Source organism: Nitrosomonas ureae, assembly GCF_001455205.1.
In the GTDB taxonomy this organism is placed as follows: Bacteria; Pseudomonadota; Gammaproteobacteria; order Burkholderiales; family Nitrosomonadaceae; genus Nitrosomonas; species Nitrosomonas ureae.
On sequence record NZ_CP013341.1, the window covers coordinates 2,962,375 to 2,989,007 of the forward strand.

General features: G+C 41.9%; 17 protein-coding genes. 10 read left to right on the plus strand and 7 right to left on the minus strand.

Translation table 11 applies throughout. The annotated features are described in order from the left end of the window. Positions 1 to 28: 28 nt before the first annotated feature. Entirely contained in the window at positions 29 to 1,474 is a 1,446-nt protein-coding gene (locus ATY38_RS13800; RefSeq protein ID WP_062559793.1) for an undecaprenyl-phosphate glucose phosphotransferase, read from the minus strand. Further along, a complete protein-coding gene (gene epsL / locus ATY38_RS13805; protein WP_062559794.1) occupies positions 1,471 to 2,823 on the minus strand; it encodes an XrtB/PEP-CTERM-associated polysaccharide biosynthesis outer membrane protein EpsL in 1,353 nt (450 codons plus the stop codon). The genes ATY38_RS13800 and epsL overlap by 4 nt, the downstream gene beginning before the upstream one ends. Before the next feature lie 432 nt (positions 2,824 to 3,255). Between epsL and ATY38_RS13810 the strand changes: the two genes are divergently transcribed. Continuing rightward, positions 3,256 to 6,966, plus strand: a complete 3,711-nt coding sequence (locus ATY38_RS13810) for a response regulator (RefSeq protein WP_062559795.1) — start codon at positions 3,256 to 3,258, stop codon at positions 6,964 to 6,966. A gap of 131 nt (positions 6,967 to 7,097) precedes the next feature. Beyond that, on the plus strand, positions 7,098 to 8,822 hold the full coding sequence (locus tag ATY38_RS13815) for a dihydroxyacetone kinase family protein (protein WP_062559796.1): 1,725 nt from the start codon (positions 7,098 to 7,100) through the stop codon (positions 8,820 to 8,822). A gap of 442 nt (positions 8,823 to 9,264) precedes the next feature. Here ATY38_RS13815 and ATY38_RS13820 read toward each other — a convergent pair whose 3' ends face one another. Continuing rightward, the gene (locus tag ATY38_RS13820; protein WP_062559797.1) at positions 9,265 to 9,462 is read right to left on the minus strand and encodes a hypothetical protein; all 198 of its coding nucleotides are present in this window, start codon (positions 9,460 to 9,462) and stop codon (positions 9,265 to 9,267) included. Positions 9,463 to 9,785: 323 nt separating this feature from the next. On the opposite strand from ATY38_RS13820, the gene ATY38_RS13825 reads away from it, so the two are divergent. The 4 genes from ATY38_RS13825 to ATY38_RS13840 all read left to right on the plus strand — a co-directional run bounded on the left by ATY38_RS13825 (position 9,786) and on the right by ATY38_RS13840 (position 16,659). Beyond that, positions 9,786 to 10,697, plus strand: coding sequence for a LysR family transcriptional regulator (locus ATY38_RS13825; protein ID WP_062559798.1), 912 nt, complete (start codon positions 9,786 to 9,788; stop codon positions 10,695 to 10,697). Between the two features lie 609 nt (positions 10,698 to 11,306). Next, entirely contained in the window at positions 11,307 to 11,621 is a 315-nt protein-coding gene (locus ATY38_RS13830) for a BolA family protein (RefSeq protein ID WP_097106507.1), read from the plus strand. A 510-nt stretch (positions 11,622 to 12,131) separates the two neighbouring features. Next, entirely contained in the window at positions 12,132 to 14,270 is a 2,139-nt protein-coding gene (locus tag ATY38_RS13835; RefSeq protein ID WP_062559799.1) for a DUF6242 domain-containing protein, read from the plus strand. A 247-nt stretch (positions 14,271 to 14,517) separates the two neighbouring features. Next, entirely contained in the window at positions 14,518 to 16,659 is a 2,142-nt protein-coding gene (locus ATY38_RS13840; protein ID WP_062559800.1) for a WD40/YVTN/BNR-like repeat-containing protein, read from the plus strand. Between the two features lie 101 nt (positions 16,660 to 16,760). Here ATY38_RS13840 and ATY38_RS13845 read toward each other — a convergent pair whose 3' ends face one another. Next, positions 16,761 to 18,953, minus strand: coding sequence for a UvrD-helicase domain-containing protein (locus ATY38_RS13845; RefSeq protein ID WP_062559801.1), 2,193 nt, complete (start codon positions 18,951 to 18,953; stop codon positions 16,761 to 16,763). Between the two features lie 147 nt (positions 18,954 to 19,100). Next, positions 19,101 to 19,970: a phosphoribulokinase gene (locus tag ATY38_RS13850; protein WP_062559802.1), complete on the minus strand. Its 870-nt coding sequence runs from the start codon at positions 19,968 to 19,970 to the stop codon at positions 19,101 to 19,103. A 794-nt stretch (positions 19,971 to 20,764) separates the two neighbouring features. Here ATY38_RS13850 and ATY38_RS13855 point away from each other — a divergent pair. Continuing rightward, entirely contained in the window at positions 20,765 to 21,289 is a 525-nt protein-coding gene (locus ATY38_RS13855) for a hypothetical protein (protein ID WP_062559803.1), read from the plus strand. Between the two features lie 65 nt (positions 21,290 to 21,354). Further along, positions 21,355 to 21,717, plus strand: a complete 363-nt coding sequence (locus ATY38_RS13860; protein ID WP_062559804.1) for an exosortase system-associated protein, TIGR04073 family — start codon at positions 21,355 to 21,357, stop codon at positions 21,715 to 21,717. Positions 21,718 to 21,990: 273 nt separating this feature from the next. On the opposite strand, the gene ATY38_RS13865 is transcribed toward ATY38_RS13860, so the two are convergent. Next, positions 21,991 to 22,440: a hypothetical protein gene (locus tag ATY38_RS13865; protein ID WP_062559805.1), complete on the minus strand. Its 450-nt coding sequence runs from the start codon at positions 22,438 to 22,440 to the stop codon at positions 21,991 to 21,993. A 262-nt stretch (positions 22,441 to 22,702) separates the two neighbouring features. Further along, entirely contained in the window at positions 22,703 to 23,137 is a 435-nt protein-coding gene (locus ATY38_RS13870) for a protein YgfX (protein ID WP_062559806.1), read from the minus strand. Between the two features lie 168 nt (positions 23,138 to 23,305). Here ATY38_RS13870 and ygfZ point away from each other — a divergent pair, with 168 nt between their 5' ends. Together ygfZ and ATY38_RS13880 are read left to right on the plus strand one after the other, a co-directional pair. Beyond that, the gene (gene ygfZ / locus ATY38_RS13875; RefSeq protein WP_335337899.1) at positions 23,306 to 24,286 is read left to right on the plus strand and encodes a CAF17-like 4Fe-4S cluster assembly/insertion protein YgfZ; all 981 of its coding nucleotides are present in this window, start codon (positions 23,306 to 23,308) and stop codon (positions 24,284 to 24,286) included. 947 nt (positions 24,287 to 25,233) lie between these two features. After that, complete coding sequence (locus ATY38_RS13880; protein ID WP_235590444.1) at positions 25,234 to 26,445, plus strand: P-loop NTPase family protein; 1,212 nt, start codon at positions 25,234 to 25,236, stop codon at positions 26,443 to 26,445. Positions 26,446 to 26,633: the final 188 nt, after the last annotated feature.

A 26,633-nucleotide genomic window follows, 5' to 3' on the forward strand; every position in this document is an offset into this window, starting at 1 on the left:
CTGCTGCTTTCGTACTCAACCCACGTAATCAATATGCATTATCTTTACGCAAGACGATCAAAACAGTTTTAAGAATGATCCAAAGGTCGAGCCAGATGGACCAGTGTTTGAGGTAATACAAATCGTGCTCTATGCGAGCCTGCATTTTTTCCAGCACCTCAGTTTCGCCACGCCAGCCATTAACCTGAGCCCAGCCGGTAATACCAGGCTTAGCTTTATGCCGTAACATATAACCTTTGATCAATTTACGATAAAGCTCATTATGCGCAACTGCATGAGGTCGCGGACCAACGATGCTCATTCGTCCTTGCAATACATTGAAGAATTGCGGTAACTCATCCAGTGATGTTCGCCGGAGAAAGCCACCGATTCTGGTGAATCTTTGGTCGTTTTCTTGTGCCTGCTGGATATCTGCGCCATCTTCAATGACTGTCATAGAGCGGAACTTATAAACAGTGATTTCTTCACCGTTAAGACCATATCGACGCTGTTTAAAAATGATGGGCCCCGGAGAAGTAAACTTTACTGCCAATGCAATACATGCCATTACAGGAGACAACAAAATGATGATAACCAACGCGAGCATAAAATCACTGATGGATTTGACCACACCATCAATACCGGTAAAGGGTGATTCATTCATGGCGACTACCGGAATATCACCAATATACTCAAATCGCGCCTGCATCAAATCGAAGATATAAATATCCGGAAGAAAATAAATAGAAGTTGTAGTATCAGGTAATTCATCCATTAATTTTTGAATTCGAGGCTGAGACGACATTGGCAAACTGATAAAAACCATATCAATACTATGCTTCTGAACATAGGACACGACACCTTCCAATCCTCCCAAGCGTGAACCAAAATTGATCGACGGAGAAACCGGATCAATCTCAGGTTCATCAGATGAATTGGTCGCATCAGATCTAAACCTACCAGCAATTCTTGTGCTACTACGTTCATCGAAAAAACCTTGGAAATTGATCAGAAAAAATGGATGATCAGCAATATGCTTGATAAAGTGCAAACTGTTCTCGTTGATGCCAATGATTATCGCCGAACGCAATTTGCCTTTGTGGTACAGATTAGCAACAATGCTATGGACTGTAAGATGACTTGCGATCAACATCAAGGGCGTAACAATGAACCAAGTCAGCAGAACTTCTCCTGAAAATTGACTATGAAACTTAGTGGCATAACCCAAAAATATCAGGATAACTACAATGATTAGCCAACCCATCACAGTATCGCGCATATAAGCAAGCAAACGCCCCTTGCGCCAGTTACGGTAAACTAGAATACGTTCAAAAATATATGAGGAAATAAAGAAAGTGATAATGACTAGTATCAAATAGTAACTGGTGAAATCTTCCTGATAGAGCCAGGTTGTCAATATCAGCATGCTCCATATAATGAATGGATCAAGCAAGTGCTTGAAAAAAGCTACTATGGGCAAATCATTAACTGTCATCGTTGTCCGTAAGTATATTGTAGGTTGACATTGGCACCATTGGCGTTAAAGCCGCCAAAAACGGAATCTGATTTTAAATCGGCATGATAGGCTGAGGCACTAAGTTCTAGACCAAGATAAGGGTTATATACAAATCTGACAGTAGCGTTGCGAATTCTATTGTGCACACCTAAAGCATTTGATAATTCTGGATCAGTAAGATTTGTTATGCGGTCACCAAAGTTGCGTGTTTCATACGAGAAGTCTCCCTCCATTCGTACTTTTTCTGTAATATTCCAATAAGGTATTAAGCTTACGCCAGTGTTAAGGCTATAGCTTGCAGTCAGATTTTGTCTGGCTGAAGTTTCGCGCCACCCACTAACAGTCAATCCAGTTTTATCTGTTGGCCGCCATTGTAAAAAACCACGTGCATTGAATCCACTGAAATCGCGCTGTGCAAAACTGGCATTCTGACGATCCACCCATCCACCCCGTACCTGGAAGGTGGATTTACTCGTGATATCCCAGTTAATCTTAGCCATGACTTCGTTTTGCTTGTAATCATTATTAACAAATGCTGAGGTAGGTTCAAACGGAAAATTGCCATCTATGTGGCGAAAAAGCACTCCGATTGTATTTCTGCCAGCAGTACCTCGCGAGGAAACATAGTCAATTCCTCCTTCAAACTGGTTTTCAGTACGTTCAAGGAATCTTAAACGAGGAACATCAGGAGGCGCCTTGATACCCAGATCATAATGCGTAAACTCACCATTCAATCGCCATCTTGGATGAAACCGCCAAGCCGCATTAATATATTCTGTCAATTCGGTACGGATGGACTTAATACCCGGCTGAAACAGGAAGGGTGCCAGAGATTGTGTATAACTAGCTCCCATATTACCTTCCAGTTGCTTTCCTAGGAACCAGTTCCAGTTGCCGCTGAAGTTTTTCAGATTGTTGTCCATTACACCGAATCTTTCAAACTGAACGCGACTATAGTTAAAATTAGCACTTAACCGCTGCCGGCTGATTTCCTTCTGAAGGATAACCCCACCGGTAAATCGATGCGACATATCAAAAAGGTCTTTTCTAATAATCGCATTACGAATAGTTTCATCAGAAATATTGTCGCTTCTCTGATTGTCCCTGAAACGCAATAAATTATCATCCGCGGTAAAAATATAACTTCCGTAGGGCTGTATTACTTTACCAAACGTCTGAGCATGAACAGTAAATGGAATGAGAAAAACCAGCAACATGCATCCTGAAACCAGAAATCCCAACCAAATGAGTCGTAATAAGCAGATCACGTTGAACATATGACACTGGAAAATGTACCCACCTTTAGCTTCATTAAACAGATATTTCATCAACTTCAAATTCTCAGAGCTCGCATTAGTTAAATATCACAGATATTTGACAGAATTGCCTTTCCTTTAACATATTCTCATAAAATTATTTTTAACAACACTTTTTCTATAAGAAAAATCACCTTTTTGATCCATTCCTTCCTAAGTGTCGCTATTTTTAGCAATTAGGTTTAAATTAATAATACAAAATGCTTTCATATGTGTTACGGGTTACAGAAATTTGAAGCAATCAAATTACGACACAATCCGTAATAACATTAAATCGGAAAGAATAAATGTCTTTTACTATTTAAGCAAAGCGCTAGATATAATAATGATAACGAAGAAGGGAAGAGTTCAATTTGAATCTTGTAGATTGGCTATTGAGACACCTTTCTTGCGTTAGAAAATTAATTCGACAGTCCCATTAGCAATAATCGCTAGGAGAAACTGGTGAAATTCACGTCACTTACACAGCGTTTTGCTGTCTGGTTCACATTAGTTTCTTTATTACCAATATTATTTATTGGCAATAGTTTACTGCACACCTTCGAAACAGAAATAAAAGAAGCTGCCATTCAAAAAGTCTCCGCCATCGCTGACAAAAAAGTCGAGCAAATTGACAGCTATCTTCTGGAACGCTTGTCTGACGTTTATTTAGTAAGCGGTATGAATACAACCCATGAAGCTATGGTTAAACTCACCGCAGCCTTTGAACAACATGGAGTCGACTCCGATGAATATCGCCAATTAGATGCGAATTATCGTGAAAGCTTCAAACGCTTTCTGGACTATGCTAGGTACTATGATCTATTCTTGATTTCAACTCAAGGAACAATAGTTTATTCTCAAGCCCATGAATCTGATTTTGCAACTAATTTACGAACTGATCGCTACCGTGATACCGGCTTGGGTAAAGTTACCCGCCATGCGTTGGATAATTTGGAAAGCAGTATTTCTGACTTTGAATATTACGAACCATCCAAAGGTGCTATAGCCGCATTCGTTGCAACGCCAATTATGATTGATGGAGAAATTCAAGGGGTACTAGCGCTGCAAATATACAGCCACCTTGTGTTTTCAGTAATTTCAAATAACGTGGGGCTTAGCAATAGCGGAGAAACCATAGTAGCCAGACTTGAAGATGATCAAACTGCCTTGGTAATGGCTCCGCTTAAGTATGATCTTGATGCTGCATTAAAACGAAAAATTCCTCTTGATAACCCACCATTCTCCACGGCAATCCAATATGCACTGAATGGTGATTCAGGGGGTGCATTAACGGTCAATTACCGGGGCAAAGAAGTGGTAGCAGCATGGCGTTATCTGCCGCGCTTGAAGTGGGGCATGGTAGTGCAGATCAATGCCGATGAGGCTTTTGCTTCTGTATATCATGTTCATTTTGTGGGTGTGGTAATTGTAATTCTGACCTTTCTCGCTGCTTTATTCGGAGCTTTTTTATTTAATCGCCGCGTTGTCGACCCTTTGAAACACTTGAACCAAAGCGCATTAGAGATTTCGGCAGGTAATTTGCACCTGCGTGCCGCGATTGAAGGTTGGAATGAAATGGGACAACTTGCGCAGACATTTAATCTTATGGTGGAGCGGCTAAATGCCAGCAATATGGAGTTGGAAAATAGAGTTGCCGCTCGTACAGCCGACTTGCAACGGGCAAATTCCGCTTTGGCGATTAAAGAAGAAGAAATGCGTTCTGTTGTTGAGCACATGGTAGATTGTGTAGTTACCACTGATGAAATAGGCAAGATTCTTTCCGTCAATCCGGTAATGGAAAAACTGTTTGGCTATAGTCACGATGAAATGATCGGGCAAAATGTATCGATCATCGTACCCGAACCGGATCGTAGTAAACATATCAGTTATATGGAAAATTACTGCCGTACTGGCCATGGCCAGGAATATGTCGGTCGCCCTTATTTATCCGGGTCGCATGGCATTGGTCGCGGGCGTGAAGTGGAAGGCATTCGCAAGAATGGCGAACGAATCGAGCTATATTTAGCGGTCAGTGAGTATTATGTGGGCGAAGAACGGCACTTTACCGGAGTAATGCGGGACATCCGCGAACATGTCCGCATTATGAATGATTTACAACAAGCTCGGATTGAGGCAGAGCAAGCTAATAAAGCTAAATCGGCTTTTCTGGCCGCCATGAGTCATGAAATTCGCACGCCGATGAATGGCGTGATTGGCATGATTGACGTACTTAGGCAAACTAGCCTGACCGGCTATCAAATGGAAATGGCTAACTTGATACGCGATTCTGCTTATTCGCTGCTTTCCATAATTGAAGATATTCTTGATTTCTCGAAAATCGAAGCTGGCAAACTGGAAATTGAAAAAATTCCAATGTCATTAGCCAATATTGTCGAAAACGCTTGCGGTATGCTGGCACATGTTGCACTTAGTAAAAAAGTGGAATTAACCTTATTTATTGATCCAGAAATTCCGGAAAATATGCTGGGCGATCCTTTGCGGCTTCGCCAAATATTGGTAAATATTATTAATAACGCAATTAAATTTTCCAGCAAGCAAGAAAAGCAAGGCAAAGTATCGGTGCGAGTATTATTAACCGAATCCAATCCTGATCAAGTAGTTGTTACTTTCCAGATTACCGACAATGGTATCGGTATGAATAAAGAAACTCAGGAGAAATTGTTTAAATCCTTTTCGCAAGGTGACCCTTCTACTACACGGCGATTTGGTGGAACTGGACTTGGTTTGGCAATTTCGCATCATCTGGCAGAATTGATGGATGCAGAAATCACTGTACAAAGCGAGCCTCAACATGGCTCCACTTTTATTATACAAATGCCTTTTAAACCTCTCACCAAGATCTCATATGCCGACCACAAGATCGATGATCTCGCAGGCATGAATTGCTTGATATTGGGTGAGAATGATGGGTTGAGTAATGACTTGGCTGTTTATTTAAGAAGTGCAGGTGCCGTGGTTGAACAGGCGCCTCATCTCAACAATGTTGAGCAAATTGTTCAGAAGCTTGCTCCCGGATTGTGGCTCGTCGTTATCGATGCCGGAGAGCAAGTGCCTTCCATTGAGGAATTACGTGCTGCGTTTAACGCTCGCTCTGAAATTATAAAGAACGCCGCAGAAACGGGATTATATCAATCGCATCCCTTTATTGAACCTCGGTTTATTGTGATTAAGCGTGGCCGTCGCCGGCAAGCGCGTATCGAAGATATCGACATCATTACGTTGGATGGCGATGTTATGTATCGTCAATCTTTATTTCGCGCGATGGAGATTGCTGCTGGAAGAATAGAAGCAGAAACAGAAGAGACCCCTTCCCTGAAGAGCGTAATTACATCAGCGCCTAAACCCATTACACGTGAAGAAGCCTTGAGGCAACGCATACTAATTTTGGTAGCGGAAGACAACGATATTAATCAGAAAGTAATCCGCCAACAGCTCAACCTGTTGGGATATGCAGCAGATATTGCTAGCGATGGAAAAGAAGCATTGAAACGTTGGCAAACGGGAGATTATGATTTGTTATTGACTGATTTACACATGCCAGAAATGGATGGGTTTGAATTGACAAGAGAAATTCGAGCAATCGAGACCAATCAAAAACATATTCCAATTGTTGCCTTAACAGCGAATGCGCTAAAAGGAGAGAAGGAACGCTGTCTGCAAACCGGAATGGATGACTATCTGAGCAAACCGGTACAGCTTGAAGATTTACGCTTAATGCTTGAAAGATACCTACCCAATCGGAAACTAATTGAGGCTACTCTATCTGACTCTCAACCAGCCTTACCTGACAGCAAAACCGAATCAACCGGAACACCGCTCGATATTCATGTTCTCGAACAGCTGGTTGGTAATGATCCGGAAATGATTAAAGAAATGCTGCTGGATTTTTACACCAGTGCGGAAAAAATTGCAGCAGAACTCCACATGGCATATCAAGAAAATCAATTGACAACAGTAGGTTCATTGGCTCATAAACTCAAATCATCTGCACGTTCAGTAGGCGCGCTTGCATTAGGTGAAGTATGCGCGCAGATGGAGCAAGCAGGTAAAGACAATGATGCAAAAGCTCTGGCTGAATTTTTCACAACATTCGATATGCTAATGATAAGTATCCAAACTTATCTAAATACTTTATATGCAAAGGATGAATAAATTTGCTCCGCACCCCGCACCTGTCCCGGTGGCAAGATCGCGGGGAATCGCAAATTACACGTTGTAAGTAATAAAAATCACGCATGTTTCTCGAAACAAATTGAGAAGCGATAATAAATACGACTCAAACGATGACCTATTTATTCAATAACCCAACAAAATTTGCAGACGAACTGATTGAAGGATATGTTGCGGCACACCGCAACCAATTACGCTTGGTTGAAGGCGGCGTAATTCGCAGTCACAAAGCTAAACCAGGCCAAGTCGTACTTGTTATTGGTGGCGGTTCCGGGCATTACCCGGCGTTTGGTGGATTCGTTGGGCAAGGTCTGGCACACGGCGCCGCCCTAGGGAACGTCTTTGCAGCACCATCAGCGCAACAGATTTGCAATGTAGCGCAGGCCGTGGATGCAGGTGGCGGCATCTTGTTTTGTTATGGCAATTATGCCGGTGATGTACTCAATTTCAATCAAGCACAAGAACGACTTCGCGCGATGGGCATTGATGTTCGAACGGTGGTTATAACTGATGACATCGCTTCTGCAACCTTGATTGAAAAAAATAAACGCCGTGGTATTGCCGGAACTTTACCGGTTTTCAAGGCAGCGGCTGTAGCTGCAGATACAGAAAAATCACTTGATGAGGTTTTCCGCATTGCAACTGATGCCAATGATCGCGTGCGGACACTCGGTGTCGCATTCTCCGGCTGTACTCTGCCGGGTGCCAATAAACCACTGTTCGAAGTTGCAACCGGAATGATGGAAGTTGGAATGGGAATTCATGGTGAACCTGGCCTCTATCGCATCAATGCACCAACTGCCGATGGCCTGGCAGAAATGCTGGTCAACAAGTTACTCGCTGAAATTCCTTCAGCCATCCTCAATCCTGATGCTGCGCGTATCGGTGTAATACTGAACGGCCTTGGCACTGTAAAATATGAAGAATTATTTGTCGTCTATCGTCAGGTTGATCGATTGCTATTCGAGCGCGGATTGACCATTGTCCAGCCCGTAGTGGGTGAATTAATCACAAGTTTCGATATGGCAGGTCTCTCCCTGACGTTATTCTGGATCAACGATGAACTTGAGCAAACCTGGATTGCGGCAGCAGACACTCCAGCTTTTTATAGGAGCAATATTGCCTATTCCAACATTGGCACATTAGAAGCAAGTTCATATAGAAACAAACGCTCATTAGAAACTGGCTCTCCCAACTCACAATCAGCTGCAGCAATAGTATTTTTAGCTCTTAAGGCCGCCAGCAAAGTGATTAATGAAATGAGCGAGGAGCTTGGCCGATTGGATGCTATTGCAGGTGATGGCGACCACGGCATCGGTATGCAGCGTGGAATCACCGCAGCGGTTGCAGCGGCAAAAGAAGCGCGAGTTGCCAGAACCGGTGTTGGAACACTACTTAAAGCTGCTGGCGATGCTTGGTCGGATCGGGCTGGCGGCACATCGGGTGCTTTATGGGGTATTATCCTCCACAATTTAGGCGATGCTCTGGGTGACAAAATCACGCCTGATGCATCAGCAGTTGCTGTCGGTATTGCCTCGGCGCTTCGTGATGTAATCAATCGCGGGAAAGCACAGTTGGGCGACAAGACTCTTGTTGATGTTCTGCATCCATTCTCAGCGGCACTTACGACGACGGCATCACAAGGTCTTTCGATTGTAGATTCCTGGGCTATTGCAACTGATATAGCAAATGAAGCAGCTCAAGCCACCAAGAATTTGCGCCCCAGAATTGGTCGCGCACGCCCGCATGCGGAGCAAAGTCTCGGCACACCCGATCCGGGCGCTATTTCACTGGCATTGATCATCCGCGCAATTGAAAAAACACTTAATCACCTCTGAAATATTGAAGGAATTCGGGGCACAGCACAGGTCTGCGAGGAAAGACGAGAATCCGCCACAAGCAAAATCATTTTTTCCAGATATGCGGAGATAAATTAGCTTACGAATCATTAACATACTGCCATAAACTACCTACATTATAGTGATCGGAAAGTCCGATGACGGTATTGTGCCCCTAAAATAGATTCTTATAATCAACATGATCGTGTGCAATCCATCGGATAATGAAAATGCAACAATGCACACTTTGCAGTGGAGATAATTTTCACGAAGTTGTTTTTCAAAATAGGAATCCTGAAAATCGTTTTGTACGTGCCGCCATTGACTGATTGAAATAAACAACTCCGTGGTCTTGCCACGGAGCTATTTATTTCTCCCGTTTATATTTTTGCATCTTACTACAATAATTTATTTAACAAGGGGGATACAATACATCTTAAATTTAACCTGAGCGGCTATTTCGCACTGCGCTAAGTTGTATTTCTGCCCTAGCAGCCTGGTGCATACTTTGTGAGCCGCCCACCACAGTATCAGTGGGCTGGGTCACAACCGCTGCTAAGGAAAATGTAATTGTATAGAGAATAGTAATTGCATAAACTACAAATAACTGAGGTGCTTGTATTAACTCTCTAGTTTCCATTGACTTTACTCCTTTTAATACATTTATCGGTTATATATGCAAGTTCAGTTGATCTGCAGAAATAACCCTATTAACAATACGCTCTCATAGGTTGACAATATAAATACTAATTGACTAACCAGAAACACATCACTTTTAGTGATCAAGAGCAAGCTGGTTAAGGCGGATACGTTATTAGCAGTTTAATTATAATGACAATAAAAACTGTTACATGGATACATGTGTAGATATCTCACCTTAAAATAGATAATATAGATTAAGAATACCGGAGAGAAGTATCATAAAATGAAACATTTTGTATCTTAATTAGATACAATAGTATTATGCAAGATCTTAATCTCCTGATAATTTTTGCTCGAGTTGCCGAAGCCGGGAGCTTTGCAGAAGCGGCGCGTCGTATGAATATCTCCCGTGCAGCAGTAAGTAAAGCCGTTGCTAAACTGGAGAAAGATCTCAGCACTCGATTATTTCTCCGAAGCACTCGGCATCTTAGTTTGACCGAGACAGGCACCGCACTCTCAGAGCATGCAACTCGCATCCTGGAAGAATCTGAGCATGCCGAACGGGCAGTCAATAGCCTCCATGCTGAACCGCGCGGAATACTAAAAGTAAGTGTATCGAGCTCTTTTGGAACACGCCACATCGCTCCGGCTCTTCCATGCTTTCTTACTCGTTATCCTAAGATCAGAATTGACCTGACTATTACCGATCATCCGGGTGATTTGATTGAAGAGGGATATGATGTACAAATTCGTGTGACAAATGAGCCTGATCTTAATCTAGTGGCACGCAGGATTGCGCCTGTGCGCCGCATATTGTGCGCAACGCCTCAGTATTTCCAGCAATGGGGCATGCCAAAAATACCAGAGGATCTAGAGAAACATAACTGTCTCGATTGCGCTCTCTCTGCCGAGCAAGGCTATTGGTGTTTCAACGGACCGGCGGGTAAAATCAAGGTTCCAATTTCAGGAACCTTACGCATTAATGATAATGATGCACTTGCACAGGCAACTCTTCATGGATTTGGAATCGCTTTGCTACCTACTTATACTATTGGCATGGAACTACAAAAAGGACGACTCCAGATGGCGCTGCCGGAATATCTATCGATAGAGCGCCATATTTATGCGTGTTATCTTCCAAGCAGGCATTTGCCTATAAAAATACGTACATTTATAAATTTTCTCGCAGAATATGTCGGCGATATACCTTACTGGGATCAGTCTTTAAAATAGACTTAGTTTCAATCAGAATCCAGCTTCATGCCAAAAATACGCTGAATTTTAAGAAACCCAGAGTTTCATAAAATTCAGCCTTGAATGCAGGGCAAACATGGAATTACCCCGTACATCAATCTCCGAAACAAAAATCTCCTGTTTACACCTTTGGCAAAGAGGGGGTTAGCATGCGCTTATCGGGGTGTCCAACACAGTATACAGCTCAACTGAAGCGAATAAAGCACCCCGCCGCAAGCAACGAGGTATTAAAAGTGCTCTTCAGACTGCTGGTTTTCAACCAGCCTTCGCCCCGAGGGGCGAGGAATTAAATCCGGAAGAGATTAAAACAATTCTATTTATAAGCTTCTTCAATCAATCATAAAAGCAACTGCAATGATAATACTTTCACAGAAAGATTTTGGAGAGTACCCAAAAATGAATTATGCTTATCACAAAGAATTCAAAGCATAGCAACAAATCACTCAGAAGATTATTGAGTATATAAAAACCTTCTATAATCGACAGTAAATGCAGGCGTTATCTTTCCCCAGCATAATTTACGCGACGATACGATGCAAAATCGAGTCGTAACCATGTACTCCATTTCTAAATACACATATCAGTCATATGATAAATATAAAGAATTCAATCGAGCTCAAACTCCTATCATTGCAACCGCAATTTCTAGAGGTAATCAATGAAAGTCACAAGCATAATGTATCGGAAGGATCCGAGTCCCATTTCAAAGTGACCATTGTTTCTGATGAATTTAACGGAAAAATGCTGTTAACTCGACACCGAATGGTCAATAACATTCTGGCGGATGAACTTCATTCAATTCATGCGCTTGTCATGCATACCATGACCATAGAGGAATGGTTTGAAAAGAATGGAAAATCTGACGAATCTCCCCCGTGCCTTGGAGGCTCAAAAATTAAATAGCCTGATAACATTAATATTTTCTTCTTACAGCTGTTAATTAATTGAAATCAGTTGCCCAAGCTATTAGTGTATCTCTGTCGAATATCTGAAATCACTAATGGATAGTTTCCAAGTTGAAACATAACTATATGAAAAAAAGTGATAATTATTAAGCTCTAGGCTCGCAGACACGATCTGCGAGCCTAGAGCCTAAAAAATATCATTTTACCTTTGTACACAGAACGAGTTAAGTTCAAATTTTTTATAAAGATAGGCAGTTAGCGTGTTATAGGGATTTCTTCTTTATTATCGTAGCGAAGCTTTCAAATTGAGCAAAAACTTTCTAGTACATATGTACTAGAAAAAAAAGTAATAATGACCTATTGTGTCACAGGATATTTCCACTAATCTTAACCTTCAGTTTATAAAAAAAATAATTACACAGAACTGAATATTTATCAATAGCTTATATAAATAATTTGATTCTATAAAGCTAATTATTAATGAACGACAAAACTTGAGGGATTAAGCATGCTAGTCAAATTAAATAAAATTCGGATGAGCAGTATTCGGCGAATTGCCATAATTACTGCGTTTTTCTTGTCCATTGGCATCAGCGCTACAAATACATATGCGCACACGCCCCATGACATGGTGCTTGCATTTGCCGCATCGCCCAATTATGCCAGTGATAAAACGATGTTTCTAGTGACTGACGGCGCCTATACTGGCTGGCGTTACGATGAAATTCTGCGGTCAACTGATGGGGGACTTAACTGGGTCAACATTCCGAACGGAATGAACCATCCCTACGAATATAGCGTTCTTCGCGTTTCCCCAAAATTTAGTACTGATCAAACTGTTTTTGCGGGCCTCAAAGGCAAAGGCGGCATTTATCGATCAACCAGCCGTGGTGACTCTTGGGAATCGTATAATACGGGGCTCGCCGCTTCAAATTTGATTGTAAGAAAAATGGAGGTTGCTGAATCCAGCACGGGTTATGTGCTTTTTTTCACCGATGCCAACGGAGCCCTATTTCGTCGTTCCAACACCAATGCAAACTGGGTTCAAGTACTCGATAAAACCAATAAAGTAACCGTCATTGCCATTTCACCCGACTACGCTACCGATAACACCTTAGTGATTGCCAACAATACTGGAGATTTGCGCAAATCCACCAATGGCGGTAATGATTGGGCCGAATTAGGAAATCCAACAGGAGGAACCATCATCCATGATATGGCCATCGCTCCAGGAGGCGCAGAAATATTCCTTGCAACCCCCCCTGGGATTTTTTATAGCAGTGATGGCGGAAGTACTTTTATCAATAAAGGAAATAATCTACCCAATGAAGCGATCAATAATATAGCAGTTTCACCGAACTACGCGATCGACCGCACTGTATTCTGCACCAGCTTAAGACAATCGGTATTTAAATCGACGGATAAAGGCGATAACTGGGCACTGTTTAATTCAGGGGCTAAGGTCACTCTGCAAACAACATTACTCAACGAAATGTCCGATTTACAAATATCCCGAACCTATGCCACCGACAAGACAATCTTTTTACCGGTATTCGACGGGCTTTTTATTTCAAGGAATGGCGGCACCACATGGCTACAAAGACAAACACGAATGGGACTGATGACAGGACTTGCGCTATCCACTAGCTTCAACAGTGATCAAGATATGATTGCCACAACTTATGTTGGAAGAGGCATAGCCATTTCTGCTAATGGTGGCACAACTTGGTCTACCAGTGGCTGGCCCAATCCGACAGGGCGGAAAATGAATTTCTTCGATTCACAGGTCGTGAAAAACCCCAATGGTAGTCAAACAGTGGTTTCTGCAACAAATAGCTACATTGGAAGCTCCAACGATTTCGGAGGGACCTGGACAGTCAAGTTTGTTCCTCGATTCCTTGCCATAGATCCGGATCTTGTTACTTTCACAACCCTGAGAGCATCGCCAAACTTTACTAACGACAAGGAAATTTATCTCGGATCGAGATTTCATGGTGTACTGCATACAAAAGACTTTGGAAAAACCTGGCGACTGCAACGCGGCGTTCCACTGGATCATCCGGTTACAAGCATAGCGGTGTCGCCGAATTATATTAACGACCGCACTGCATTTGTCGCTACTCGCGCAGGACAGGTATGGCGCACCCAGGATGGCGGAGATACTTTCTTACGCGTAGGGGCTAGCTCGATCGTATCAATTGGATGGGTTGGACAAAGTTATTCGTGGGTTGCGGTATCTCCGCAATTTGCTACTGATAATCTTGTGATCGTGGGCACAAACAATGGCATTTACCGCTCGACCGATGGGGGCACTACTTGGACCAAAGAAACTCATGCTTCAGTGGGATCAAATGCTGTTGTCCAGCAAGTGGAATTCTCACCAAACTTTGATACTGACCGGAACATCTTTGTCAATGTTCGCGGCAAAGGACTATTCCGTGCAAATCTGAATGGAGCTGGTGCAGTCACTGCTTCCCAAAATATAACCTTATCGCTGCTTGAAAATGAAAATATTCAATTCACTGAATTTCAGATATCACCTACATATGCGGTAGATTCTACGATTGTAGGTGCTGCAAGAAAAAATATTTATAAATCAACAAACGGCGGATTAACCTGGGCAGTGGCAGGATTCCCCGACAATTAACCGGGATACGCAGCTGTAAATTGCTCTAGGCTAGCTGAAACAATAAGCTAATCTAGAGCTTAGGGTAATGTATCAGAAAAGAATCACACTAACCATTGGCATAAAAAGATATTTTTTATTAACCTTATCTCAGTTTATGTAATCAATCAACTACAGAGTACTGCAATTAATTAATTCGTTCGTACCTAGAAACTCCATGCGATCGAATCAATGATGAAGGAGTAGTTCAAGCTTGAAGGAGTTAAATATGTTAGTCAAATTAAATAAAATCCAGATTAGCTGTATTCGGCGAATCGCCTTAATTACTGCGTTTTTCTTGTCAATTGGCACAACCGCTATGAGTGCGCACGCGCACACGCCTCATGACATGGTATACGCCTTTGCCGCATCGCCCAATTATGCCAGTGATAAAACGATGTTTCTAGTAACCGATGGTGCATATACTGGTTGGCGTTACAATGAGATTCTGCGTTCAACCGACGGAGGACTTAACTGGGTCGATATTCCGAACGGAATGAACCATCCCTACGAATATAGCGTTCTTCGCGTTTCCCCCAAATTTAATACCGACCAAACTGTTTTCGCGGGCCTCAAAGGCAAAGGCGGCATTTATCGATCAACCAGCCGTGGTGACTTTTGGGAATCGTATAATACAGGGCTCGCCGCTTCAAATTTGATTGTAAGAAAAATGGAAGTTGCTGAATCCAGCACGGGTTATGTGCTTTTTTTCACCGATGCCAACGGAGCTCTATTTCGTCGCTCCAGCACAGATGCCAACTGGATCCAGGTACTCGATAAAACCAATAAAGTAACCGTCATTGCAATTTCACCCGACTACGCTACCGATAACACCTTAGTGATTGCAAGCGACTCGGGTTACTTACAAAAATCCACCAACAACGGTAATGATTGGACCGAATTAGGAAATCCAACAGGAACCATCATTTACGATATGGCCATCGCGCCAGGAGGAGCTGCGGAAATATTTCTGGCAACCCCGAGCTTTGGGATTTTTTATAGCAGTGACGGAGGAAGCACCTTTATCAACAAGGGAAACAATTTACCTAACGAAGCGATCAACAATATAGCGGTTTCACCAAATTATGCGACTGACCGCACGGTGTTTTGCACCAGCTTGAAACAATCGGTATTTAAATCAACGGATAAAGGTGATAACTGGGTGCTGTTTGATTCAGGTGCCCAAGTCACCAAACAAACTGCATTACTCAATGAAATGACAGACCTGCAAGTATCTCGAACCTATGCCACGGACAAGACAATCTTTTTACCGGTATTCGATGGGCTATTTTTCTCGAGTAACGGCGGCACAACGTGGAAACAAAGACAAACCCGAAGAGGCCTAATGACGGGACTTGCCGCATCATCGAATTTCAACAGCGATCAAAAGATGATTGCCACAACGTATGTCGGCAGAGGCATAGCCATTTCTGCCGATGGTGGCAGCACATGGTCTACCAGTGGTTGGCCCAATCCAAAGGGACACAAGTTGAATTTCTTTGATTCGGATATTGTGCAAAATCCTAACGGTACACAAACAGTAATCTCGGCAAGAAATGGATTCGTGGGGAATTCAACCGATTTCGGGGATAGTTGGAGCGTCAAGTTTGTGCCTCGATTTACTGCCATAAATCCGGATCTCGTCACTTTCACAACCCTGGCAGCATCGCCAAACTTTACTAACGACAAGGAAATTTATCTCGGATCGAGATTTCATGGTGTACTGCATACAAAAGACTTTGGAAAAACCTGGCGACTGCAGCGCGGCGTTCCTCTGAATCATCCGGTCACAAGTATAGCTGTATCGCCTGACTATGCCAATGACCGCACTGCATTTGCTGCTAACCGAGCAGGACAGATATGGCGCACCCAGGATGGCGGAGATACCTTCTTACGCGTGGGAGCTAGCTCGATCATATCGATCGGTTGGGGTGGACAAAGATATACGTGGGTTGCGGTATCTCCGCAATTTGCCACCGATAATCTGGTAATCGCTGGCACAAACAATGGCATTTACCGCTCGACCGATGGAGGCACTACTTGGACCAAAGAAACTCATGCTTCAGTGGGGTCAAATGCTGTTGTCCAGCAAGTGGAATTTTCACCAAACTTTGGTACTGACCGGAACATCTTTATCAATGTTCGCGGCAAAGGGCTGTTTCGTGCAAATCTGAATGGGGGCGGCGCAGTCACTGCTTCCCAAAATATAACCTTATCGCTGCTTGAAAATGAAAATATTCAATTCACTGAATTCCAGATATCACCCACCTACGCGGTAGACTCTACGATTTTAGGCGCTGCGAGAAAGAATATCTACAAATCAACAAACGGCGGTTTAACTTGGGCAGTTGCAGGATTTCCCGACAATTAATTAGATTGAAGATCATAAAATTTAATCCATCCGGCTTTGTCCGGATTGGGTTGTCAGTAACCGAATTTGCTTAAACTGTACCTGCACAACGAACTCTCTGTTTAAACTGTCGACAACTTTGCATATTCAAGCGACAGCCATTTCATTCCAGCTTGATCAAAATTTACCTGAACTCTCGCATCGCTGCCACAACCTTCACAATTAATAATGACACCGGTACCGAATTTGGCATGCATCACGCTCTGTCCGATTTTCCATCCACCCCTACTACTATTAGAAGATCTCAATTGGATACTTGATGCACTCGTAGAGATTGGATTAGTCGAATTCGAGTAGCGGAAGGAGGTCCTCGGTGCTGCCTGCATCCATTTTAAGCAGGTTTGCGGAATTTCATCGAGAAAGCGCGATGCAATGTTATACCGAGTTTGGCCATGTAGCATACGACTTTGCGTAAAACTAAGATATAACCGGCGGCGAGCACGTGTCATGGCCACGTACATCAGGCGCCTTTCCTCAGCGATGCCATTGCTCTCATTCAGGCTGTTCTCATGTGGAAAAAGCCCTTCTTCCAATCCACTCAGAAACACAGTGTGAAATTCCAATCCTTTAGCTGCATGAACTGTCATCAGTTGTAGCGCATCCCGGTCACTGCCGACCTGATGCTCGCCAGCTTCCAGCGAAGCATGCGCCAGAAACTCGGCCAGACTGTCATTTCCGGCTTCATGCACAAAACTGGTCGCAGCATTAATTAATTCATTCAAATTTTCGAGCCTTTCCGAACTTTCGCGCTCTTTGGCATAATGCGTCAATAACTCACTATGAATCAGCATGCATTCCACAATTTGAGGCAATGCTAACTCGCCACAGGATTGACGCATCGTCATGATTAGAAATACAAACTTGGCAACGCCTTTTAAGGATTTGTGCGATTCTTGCGGCAATGACACTTCACCGTCACATTTCAGCAATGCTGCCGCCCACAGGCTGCCACCTTGAACTTTGGCATCTTCTTGTAATTGTTCCACGCTGCGAGCACCTATGCCACGTGTCGGAAAGTTGATGACACGCAGTAAAGCGCCATCATCATCCAGATTGGCAATTAAGCGTAAATAGGCCAATGCATGCTTGATTTCCTGACGATCAAAGAACCGCATACCCCCATAGACACGATAAGGTATTGCAGCATTGAACAAGCTGTGTTCAAACACGCGTGATTGTGCATTGGAGCGATATAGCAATGCTATTTCTGATAAGGCGATGCCCTCCGCATGCAAGGTTTTAACTTCTTCAACAATAAATGCAGCTTCATCGAAATCATTTGGCGCGTTGTAAACACGTAGAGGCTCGCCCCTTCCCTCAGCAGTCCAAAGATTTTTCCCCAAACGCTCACTATTATTTTCAATTAATGCATTAGCTGCATCCAGAATATTGCCATGCGATCGATAATTCTGCTCCAGCTTGATGATTTTCGTGATGCCAAAGTCACGCTCAAAGTCTTTCATGTTGCCGCTGTATGCACCACGGAACGCATAAATGCTTTGATCGTCATCACCGACCGCAAAAACCGCCGCCGCTTCCTTCGTTCCTGTACCCGACAGCAATTTAAGCCATTTGTATTGCAATGGATTGGTATCCTGAAACTCATCCACCAGAATATGATTAAAACGCTCCCGATAATGCTGGCATAAGATTTCATTGCGGCTCAGCAGTTCATAACTGCGTAACAACAATTCGGCAAAATCCACTGCACTCACTTTATGACATTGCAGCTCATATGCTTGATAAAATTCGAGCATATGGCGCGAGAAAACATCATCGATCGTAACATAGGCGGCACGTAATCCAGATTCCTTGGCATTGTTGATAAACCATTGCACTTGGCGCGGCGGGAATTTCTTGTCGTCAGCGGATAAATCTTTCAGGATGCGCTTAATTAAAGCCAGTTGATCGGCAGAATCCAAGATCTGAAACGCTTGTGGCAAACCCGCATCTTGATAATGTGAGCGCAACATGCGGTGACACAATCCATGAAATGTCCCAATCCACATTCCGCGCGGATTAATCGGCAGCATAGCGGTAATCCGCGTCAGCATCTCTTTAGCTGCTTTGTTGGTAAATGTAACAGCCAGAATACCGCTCGGACTTACTTGCCCCGATTGAATCAGATATGCAATGCGCGTCGTCAATACGCGTGTCTTACCGCTACCGGCACCAGCCAAAACCAACACAGATTGGTGTGGCAAGGTAATCGCTTCCAGTTGCTGCGGATTCAGATCGGATAATAAAGAAGTCATGAGCGGATAGAGACTAATGCAGTCTGGGCATATTTGAGACCAACTGCATGAATTGGATTTCTGGCATTTTGATTAATCCAGAATCCGATAAATCAGCATTCGCATATTATCGCGATCCATGAATTAATCGAAGCCGATCAAAAATTGCTAGACTCTACTTTTAGCAACAATATCCAGAATCACTGGCGTCAATATGAGTTCAATCGCCATACCCATTTTTCCGCCAGGAACAACAATGGTATTAGGGCGCGACATGAATGAATCATGAATCATTCTCAACAAGAAAGGAAAATCCGCCATTTCAGGATTTCTAAAGCGAATTACCACAAGACTCTCATCCAAGGATGGAATTTCACGCGCAATAAATGGATTGGATGTATCGACCGTGGGCACGCGCTGGAAGTTGATATGTGTACGGGAAAACTGCGGCGTGATGTAATGCACGTAATCATGCATACGACGCAAGATAGTGTGTGTTACCGCTTCTGTTGAATAACCCCGAGCATTGGTATCACGAAATATTTTCTGAATCCACTCGAGATTAACGATCGGAACCACGCCAACCAGCAAATCCACATACCTGGCAACATCGGCTGTATCACTCTTTGCACCGCCGTGCAAGCCTTCATAAAATAATAAATCAGAACCAGCCGGGATCGGCGACCATGGTGTAAATGTACCCGCTTTTTGCTGCCACGGACTGGCTTCCTCATCATTATGCAGATATAAACGTGTCTGTCCACTGCCGCTACTGCTATATTCCTTAAATAACGCTTCCAGTTTTTCAAATTCATTCGCTTCCGGGCCAAAATGACTGATCGGGCGCCCATTGTTTTTTTCCGATTCTGCCACAGCTTGCTTCATCGCTTCGCGATCATAGCGATGAAAACTATCACCTTCTACAATAACCGCCTTTAGTTTTTCACGACGAAATATATGTTCAAAACTTGTCTTTACCGTTGAGGTACCTGCACCTGAAGATCCGGTAACGGCAATAACCGGGTGTTTTTGCGACATTCGATTCTCCTAAAAAATATATTCATCGTACCCAGTATAAGGTACAAGGTAATCCTATTTACTCGATATGATACTTCTTTCTCATCTGACCTGACAGCAATGAATCATTTCATGTCACCCTCAATTCAAAGTAACTCGCTCAAACTGCTGGGGCTTTTATCATGTTAAATTAACTGCCTTAATCGCAAACATATTGTATATCAAGAGTACATTTTAATCGTTATCTACGGATAGTTTATATCAGAAAAATAAGCAAAGTATAAAACGGTCACTGATTATAATTTTATTCCATGAATGAAGCGTCAATAATTTTGCATCGAATAAAAAACGAAGAAATAATAAAGGCTAACAAAAGATATGATTATCACGATAACCGGATCATAATCGCATCAATCGACCTACAACCTCATCCTAACCGCTAACAAGCATAGGCAAGCGATACAAATACCACCTCAGGCTTCTAATTCTGCTCCTAAACTTCCCCCCGACTGGAAACCCGCCGCCACTCTCTCACACTTATTTTTATCACCACATAATTTAATTAAAATAATATAAAACAGGAATATATAATGGTAGCTTTTATACATTCTTTCTGACATGAAGAAATCACTCGAGCAATTAACTGAATTATCAAACGAATAATAACTCAGCATCATTTTGAGCTAGAATATGCGATCAAACAGAATCATTGAATCGTCTTTCATTAACAATTTGGCGCAAGGCGACTGAAATTATTTTTTACAAAAGATATACATTAAACAAACACATTAAGATAAGAACCTAGGAGTTTAACTGTGCACCCGATCGTACCTATTACCATGGCACTTGGTGTCATTCTGTTTTTTGTAGGAATAGTGGTTCAAACCTGGCTTGGTTTTCGACGCATTAATCGTATAAAGCTTCGCGGAAAAGAATATCAACGCTGGCATTTTGTCTTTGCTACAGTGGGTTCCGGTGTGGCCTTGATTATGTTATCGGTAATGCTGCCTAAATACATAACCTACGAACCAGCGCAAGACCAGAAAGCAATGCAGCCTGCATTATCCGGTAATTTGAAATTTGAATTGGAGTCCATTTTATTCAGCTTGAATCTTAATGAAGACGCCATATTGAAAGCCATCACCCGTTTTCAGACAGAATATCAGGAAGCATCGCAGCGAAATGATAAAAGTACGATGGATATTCTGATTCTGGAAATAGCTTATAGAATCAGAACCGAACTACAGAACCGCGACTATCCGGAACATCAAATTGAACGCGAAGTTGAGAAAATCACAAACGTTCTGAGACAGTCAACCAAAATAGAAAACCTCAAATAAAAAAATTTTCATTTCTATACAATCACCGTTACATATTAAAATCAATTATTTAAGGAATCACAATTATGGAAAAAACAATTCAGATGCTGATAATCACATTTGCAATATTCCTGGTTGCTATTAATCCTGCATTTGCTGAACAATACCCAGACAAAGTAGTTGAAAAATTGGGAACAGGTCTTGCAAATGCTGTGACAGGCGTAGCCGAAATACCCAAAACCATTAATATTGTTGGCAATCAAGATGGTGTCATCCACGGTATGACGGTCGGGTTTATCACGGGTATTGCCAATGCAGTTGGGCGCTCTCTAAGTGGCGCGTTTGATATTGCAACATTCCTGATCCCTACCACACCTTTTGTTAAGCCCGCATATATTTGGGATGACTTTAGCCGGAAAACGACTTTCGTTGAAGCACAAATGCGTTAATCAAGCTTTTTGTTACCTATTCATGGCCAATTAACGCAACGACATGCCATGATGGAATACTTGTCACTCAACAGCCGAAGCAGTTTTATTACAGCTAAATCCAAATTTGGTTAACAATTATGATTACTGAATCTTGCAAGTATGCTGTAATAAAATTGCAGGACCATACTGCGTTGCATTATCAATAATTTCAAAAATGGCAAAATCAAAGTAGCACCATCAAATTATATTTTTTGTCTCAGTAACAATAACAAACGGTAAGCGCGCAAAAATTCAAATCGATCCGCCAATAGTTGCAGGGGGCGAATCTGTAACAAGACATTCACTGAATTCATAATTACCTGATCCTTCAGCTAATTCATCGCTCTCGACTAGAACAAAACTTACACATTCCTTCTTTTTAAAAGAATACTGATATTTATCCGGACGCCCCTCTTGTGGCAAAGCAACTTCATAAAAAAGACTTCCCTTTATCCACCACTTGCCTGATTCGGTAAAATTCCTGACGGTACCATTCAGTCCGGTAAAGCTGAAATCAATCGTATACGTACCATCAGCATTTCGTATTTGTGTCCATCTTTTTACAGTTCCGCTTTCTTCCACATATTCACCTTCCCATACCCCAATCAATTTGACATCGATATATGAACGTTGATTTACTGCTGTGATAGCGCTACACCCAAGTAAACTAATCGTTAGAAATATTAAAAAGAATCGTCTCATTAATGCAAAAACTTTAAATTAAATAACTAATTGCGTAACATTGTTAGTAATTTTCGCAATCATCCGCTCGGATATAGAAGGTTTTCTATAGTTTTTTGTGTAGAGCATTCAAGGGATTTATTGGTGTAAACCGACATGGCGAAACTATCAATAACCTCTTTTATTGAGTATAACGAAATTCACAACACAATTACTTTGAATACCGTTTTTGATGGATTATCCATTGCTGTGTAGCACACAGAATTTTAGGTATATCATTAGCTTATTTATAGTCTTGCCATTTCCAGCGAAGCCAAACTCTTAATTGTCTATGCATATCGATATCAATACCGTCGTGTAATATTACAATACTGCAAGGAAAAAATTCGCCTTCGGGCTTAAGGTTTAATACCACTAAATAAGGCGCAACGAACGTACTCCCCAATACCTTACAAATAGTCGTTTTACCGGACCGAGTAATCGCTGTACATTGCATCTTTTCCGAGAGTGTAAAAGAAATCACAGCTTTATTTGCATAAAGCAAAGCATCACGACCCAAGTAATAAATCAGGCTACTTACTAGCAGGATAGCGATTAACATTTTGACTTCCATGGGAAATGGCAACGGCCACAATAGAATTGCTGTTGCAATATGCGCTGAACTCAATATCATAGCAAGACAAAATGAAGGCTTACGGTGGATAGATAAAGCCGCCATAAATTATATAGCTCTCAATAATTGACGAATAATAGCGATTTCCATTCACCGTTTCTTGATTTTACCCAGGCACGATATCGTATAATCACGCCCATATTGACTCTCGAACTATATATTAATATGAATTCTGATTGGCAAACCTATTTATGTAATCAACATGCTGTCATTTTGAATAATTGCGTATTACATTTTGGTGATATTTCTGCAGAACTTAGCGACACGCAAAACAAAACCATTATGACAGATCTCTCACATCGCGGATTAATTCAATTCTCCGGAGATGACGCAAAGAATTTTTTACAAAGCCAGCTTAGTTGTGATATCCGGGAAATCAGTTCGGAAATAGCGCAATATGGAGGATATTGCACTTCCAAAGGACGAATTCTGGCAAGTTTCTTACTGTGGCAAAAGAATCAGGGCGTGATTATGCAATTACCTGCCAGCTTGGTCGCTTCCACAATAAAACGTCTATCATTGTATATATTGCGCTCTAAAGTCCAACTGACCGATATCAGCAATGCCTGGATTCGAATTGGTGTTGCAGGACCCAATATCTCTGTATTAACAGCCGAATTTTGCAAATCCGCAAACAATTCAAATCCCGTAATTGATAAAGAAATTAGTATGCTACATGTAGCGAATAACCGTATGGAAGTGATCACGTCGATTGAAAATGCGCCTGCTGTTTGGGAACGTCTTAAGCAAAATGCTAACCCTGTTGGTGCAGCTTGTTGGGATTGGCTAGATATTCAGTCAGGTATTCCGATTATTTTGCCAGAAACCCAAGAAGCTTTCTTGCCGCAAATGATTAATCTGGATGCAATCGGTGGAGTGAGTTTTAAGAAGGGTTGTTATCCCGGGCAAGAAATTGTGGCGCGAACACAGTATCTCGGTAAGCTTAAACGTCGCATGTTTCTAGTGCACTTAACCACTACGGAAACAATTAAGGCTGGTGATGCGCTTTATAGTGCAGATATGGTTGACCAATCCTGTGGCAATATTGTTAATATCGCACCATCGCCCTGCGGAGGATATGATGCACTGGCAGTCATCCAGCAAAGTAGTGTAAATACCTGCAATATTCATTGGCAGTCGCTGCAAGGTCCGACATTGAAAATAAAATCACTACCTTATACATTGCCTGTATAAAGAAAGAGAGCACCTTAATATTTATATGATTCAATACGATATTTCATAATCATCTCATTGATTTTTTTAATACAATTATTCCGCACTACCCCGCAACATCAAAAGTAATACCTTCTCCCGTTGTCAAGCTGTCATCATGCCCCCATCGGCAAGACTTTAACCTAGTCGGATACAGATTAGATGCAAAATGCAACCGTCATTTCTTATTCCTATCTCTACGGCGTAGGTAGGCGTGCCGCGCGAACTTCACTCGCTAACAATCGTTTTCTGTTTTCATACCTCAAAATCATCCATTGATGAAGGACAAACTATCCTTAGTCTTTCATTATGGGATGTACATAGATAGTTAAAATTCAATCGGAACCACATATTGAACCATGAGATAATGTCAATTTTCAGAAATTAAGTATAAATATTAGGAATATGATTTGCTGACAAGCTATCATTGTTCTTGATAGAATCCCAAGTCAACCATTCTCGATTAATATTAAGCCTGTATTTAATGCACTATAATTCATTGCAATGCGATATCTCGTATACGTACAGAAAATCTGATGAGCTTACATTCCGCTTGTCGAAGACCAAATAATTCATTAGAAAAATATTAATTATGGAAAAGTGGAATGAATTTACTAAAATGTATCGCTCATTTCATGCACGGAACACACTTTTTATAAGAATGAAAAGGGATTGTTATGTCACACAACTCGACTCAAATTAATAAATATTTAAAAAGCCTACAAAAACATCTTGTAGATGAGCATCCGGATAATCCAACTTTGGCCAATGCTGTCAAAAGTTTCAGAAAAATGGATTACGTGGGTCATAGCATGGGGCTAATCAATAAAGATGAGTCTTATGCGACATGTGTAACATGGTGGCCCATGATTGCAGTATTGGGCACATTTTCTGCTGGCAAATCAACCTATATTAATTCTTATTTGGATATGCCACTGCAACGAACTGGCAATCAGGCTGTTGATGATAAATTTACAGTGATCTGCTTTAGTCGCCACAATGAAGCAAAAACTCTTCCTGGTATCGCTCTTGATGCAGATCCGCGATTTCCATTTTTTCAAATCAGCCGCAGTATTGATGAGATCTCCGAAGCTGGGCAAGAACGTATCGATGCTTATTTGCAATTAAAAACCTGTCCATCTGAAAACATTCGCGGGAAAATTATGATTGATTCCCCAGGTTTTGATGCTGACAATCAGCGTGCATCTACATTGCGCCTAACTCAACACATCATCAATTTATCGGATCTTGTATTGGTTTTCTTTGATGCACGCCATCCAGAACCCAAAGCCATGCAGGATACATTAGCTTATCTGGTATCGGCTAGTGTAAATCGGGCCGATGCTAATAAATTTTTATATATTCTCAATCAAATTGATGTTACCGCACAAGAAGATAACCCTGAAGAAGTTGTATCAGCATGGCAACGCTCTCTTGCAGAAGTAGGGTTAATCAGTGGGCGATTTTATCGTATTTATAATCCAAGTGCGGCTGTTCCAATTGCTAATCCCCATGTTCGAGAACGTTTTGAGAAAAAACGTGAAGAAGATATGGCGGATATCAATGCACGGATGCATCAGATCGAAGTGGAGCGCTCATATCGAATCGTCGGAAAACTTGAGCAAACCGCAAAAGACATTAAAAATAAAAAGGTTAATAAGCTTTCTGAAATGTTAAAAAAATGGAAAAATAAAGTTATCCTTATTGATGGATTGGTATTTTTCACTCTGGCAATATTGGCAGGTACGGCTTTTACTATGACCGAATCCTGGGATCTTCTAAAAACATTTGCGACTCAGCTTATGCAAGGCGAAACCTCGTCGGTTGTTATTGCGGTATTTGCTTTGATTAGTATCATTTATGTACATTTCTCTATCCGCCGTACTGTTGCCAATGGATTGCTGAGAAAACTAGATAGAGAACTGGGAAATGACCATGAAACATTTAAACAATACTTGCATGCTTTTAACAAGAGTACGGCAGCATATCGTCCGATGTTGTTAAAGGATCCTGTAGGCTGGAATGAAACTACGCAGCAGATGATTGATGAAATTATTAACGAAGCTAACGATTACATCCAAGCCCTGAATGATCAATTCACCAATCCCTCAGGTAATGGGGGCAAAAACTCACAAGTATGAAGATTCAGATTCAGGCGCACGGAAAAACCAAAGGCAGCTTATCGGCATGCTAATGTTCTTGCTTAATTTATTCGGCTAACAAACAAAAAATGTTATTCACGTATACAAGTGTTAAATACCATTAATTATTCAGAATTAGAATTTTTTTAAGGCACACCGCATGTTAATTAAAGTTAGTTAAGAATTAT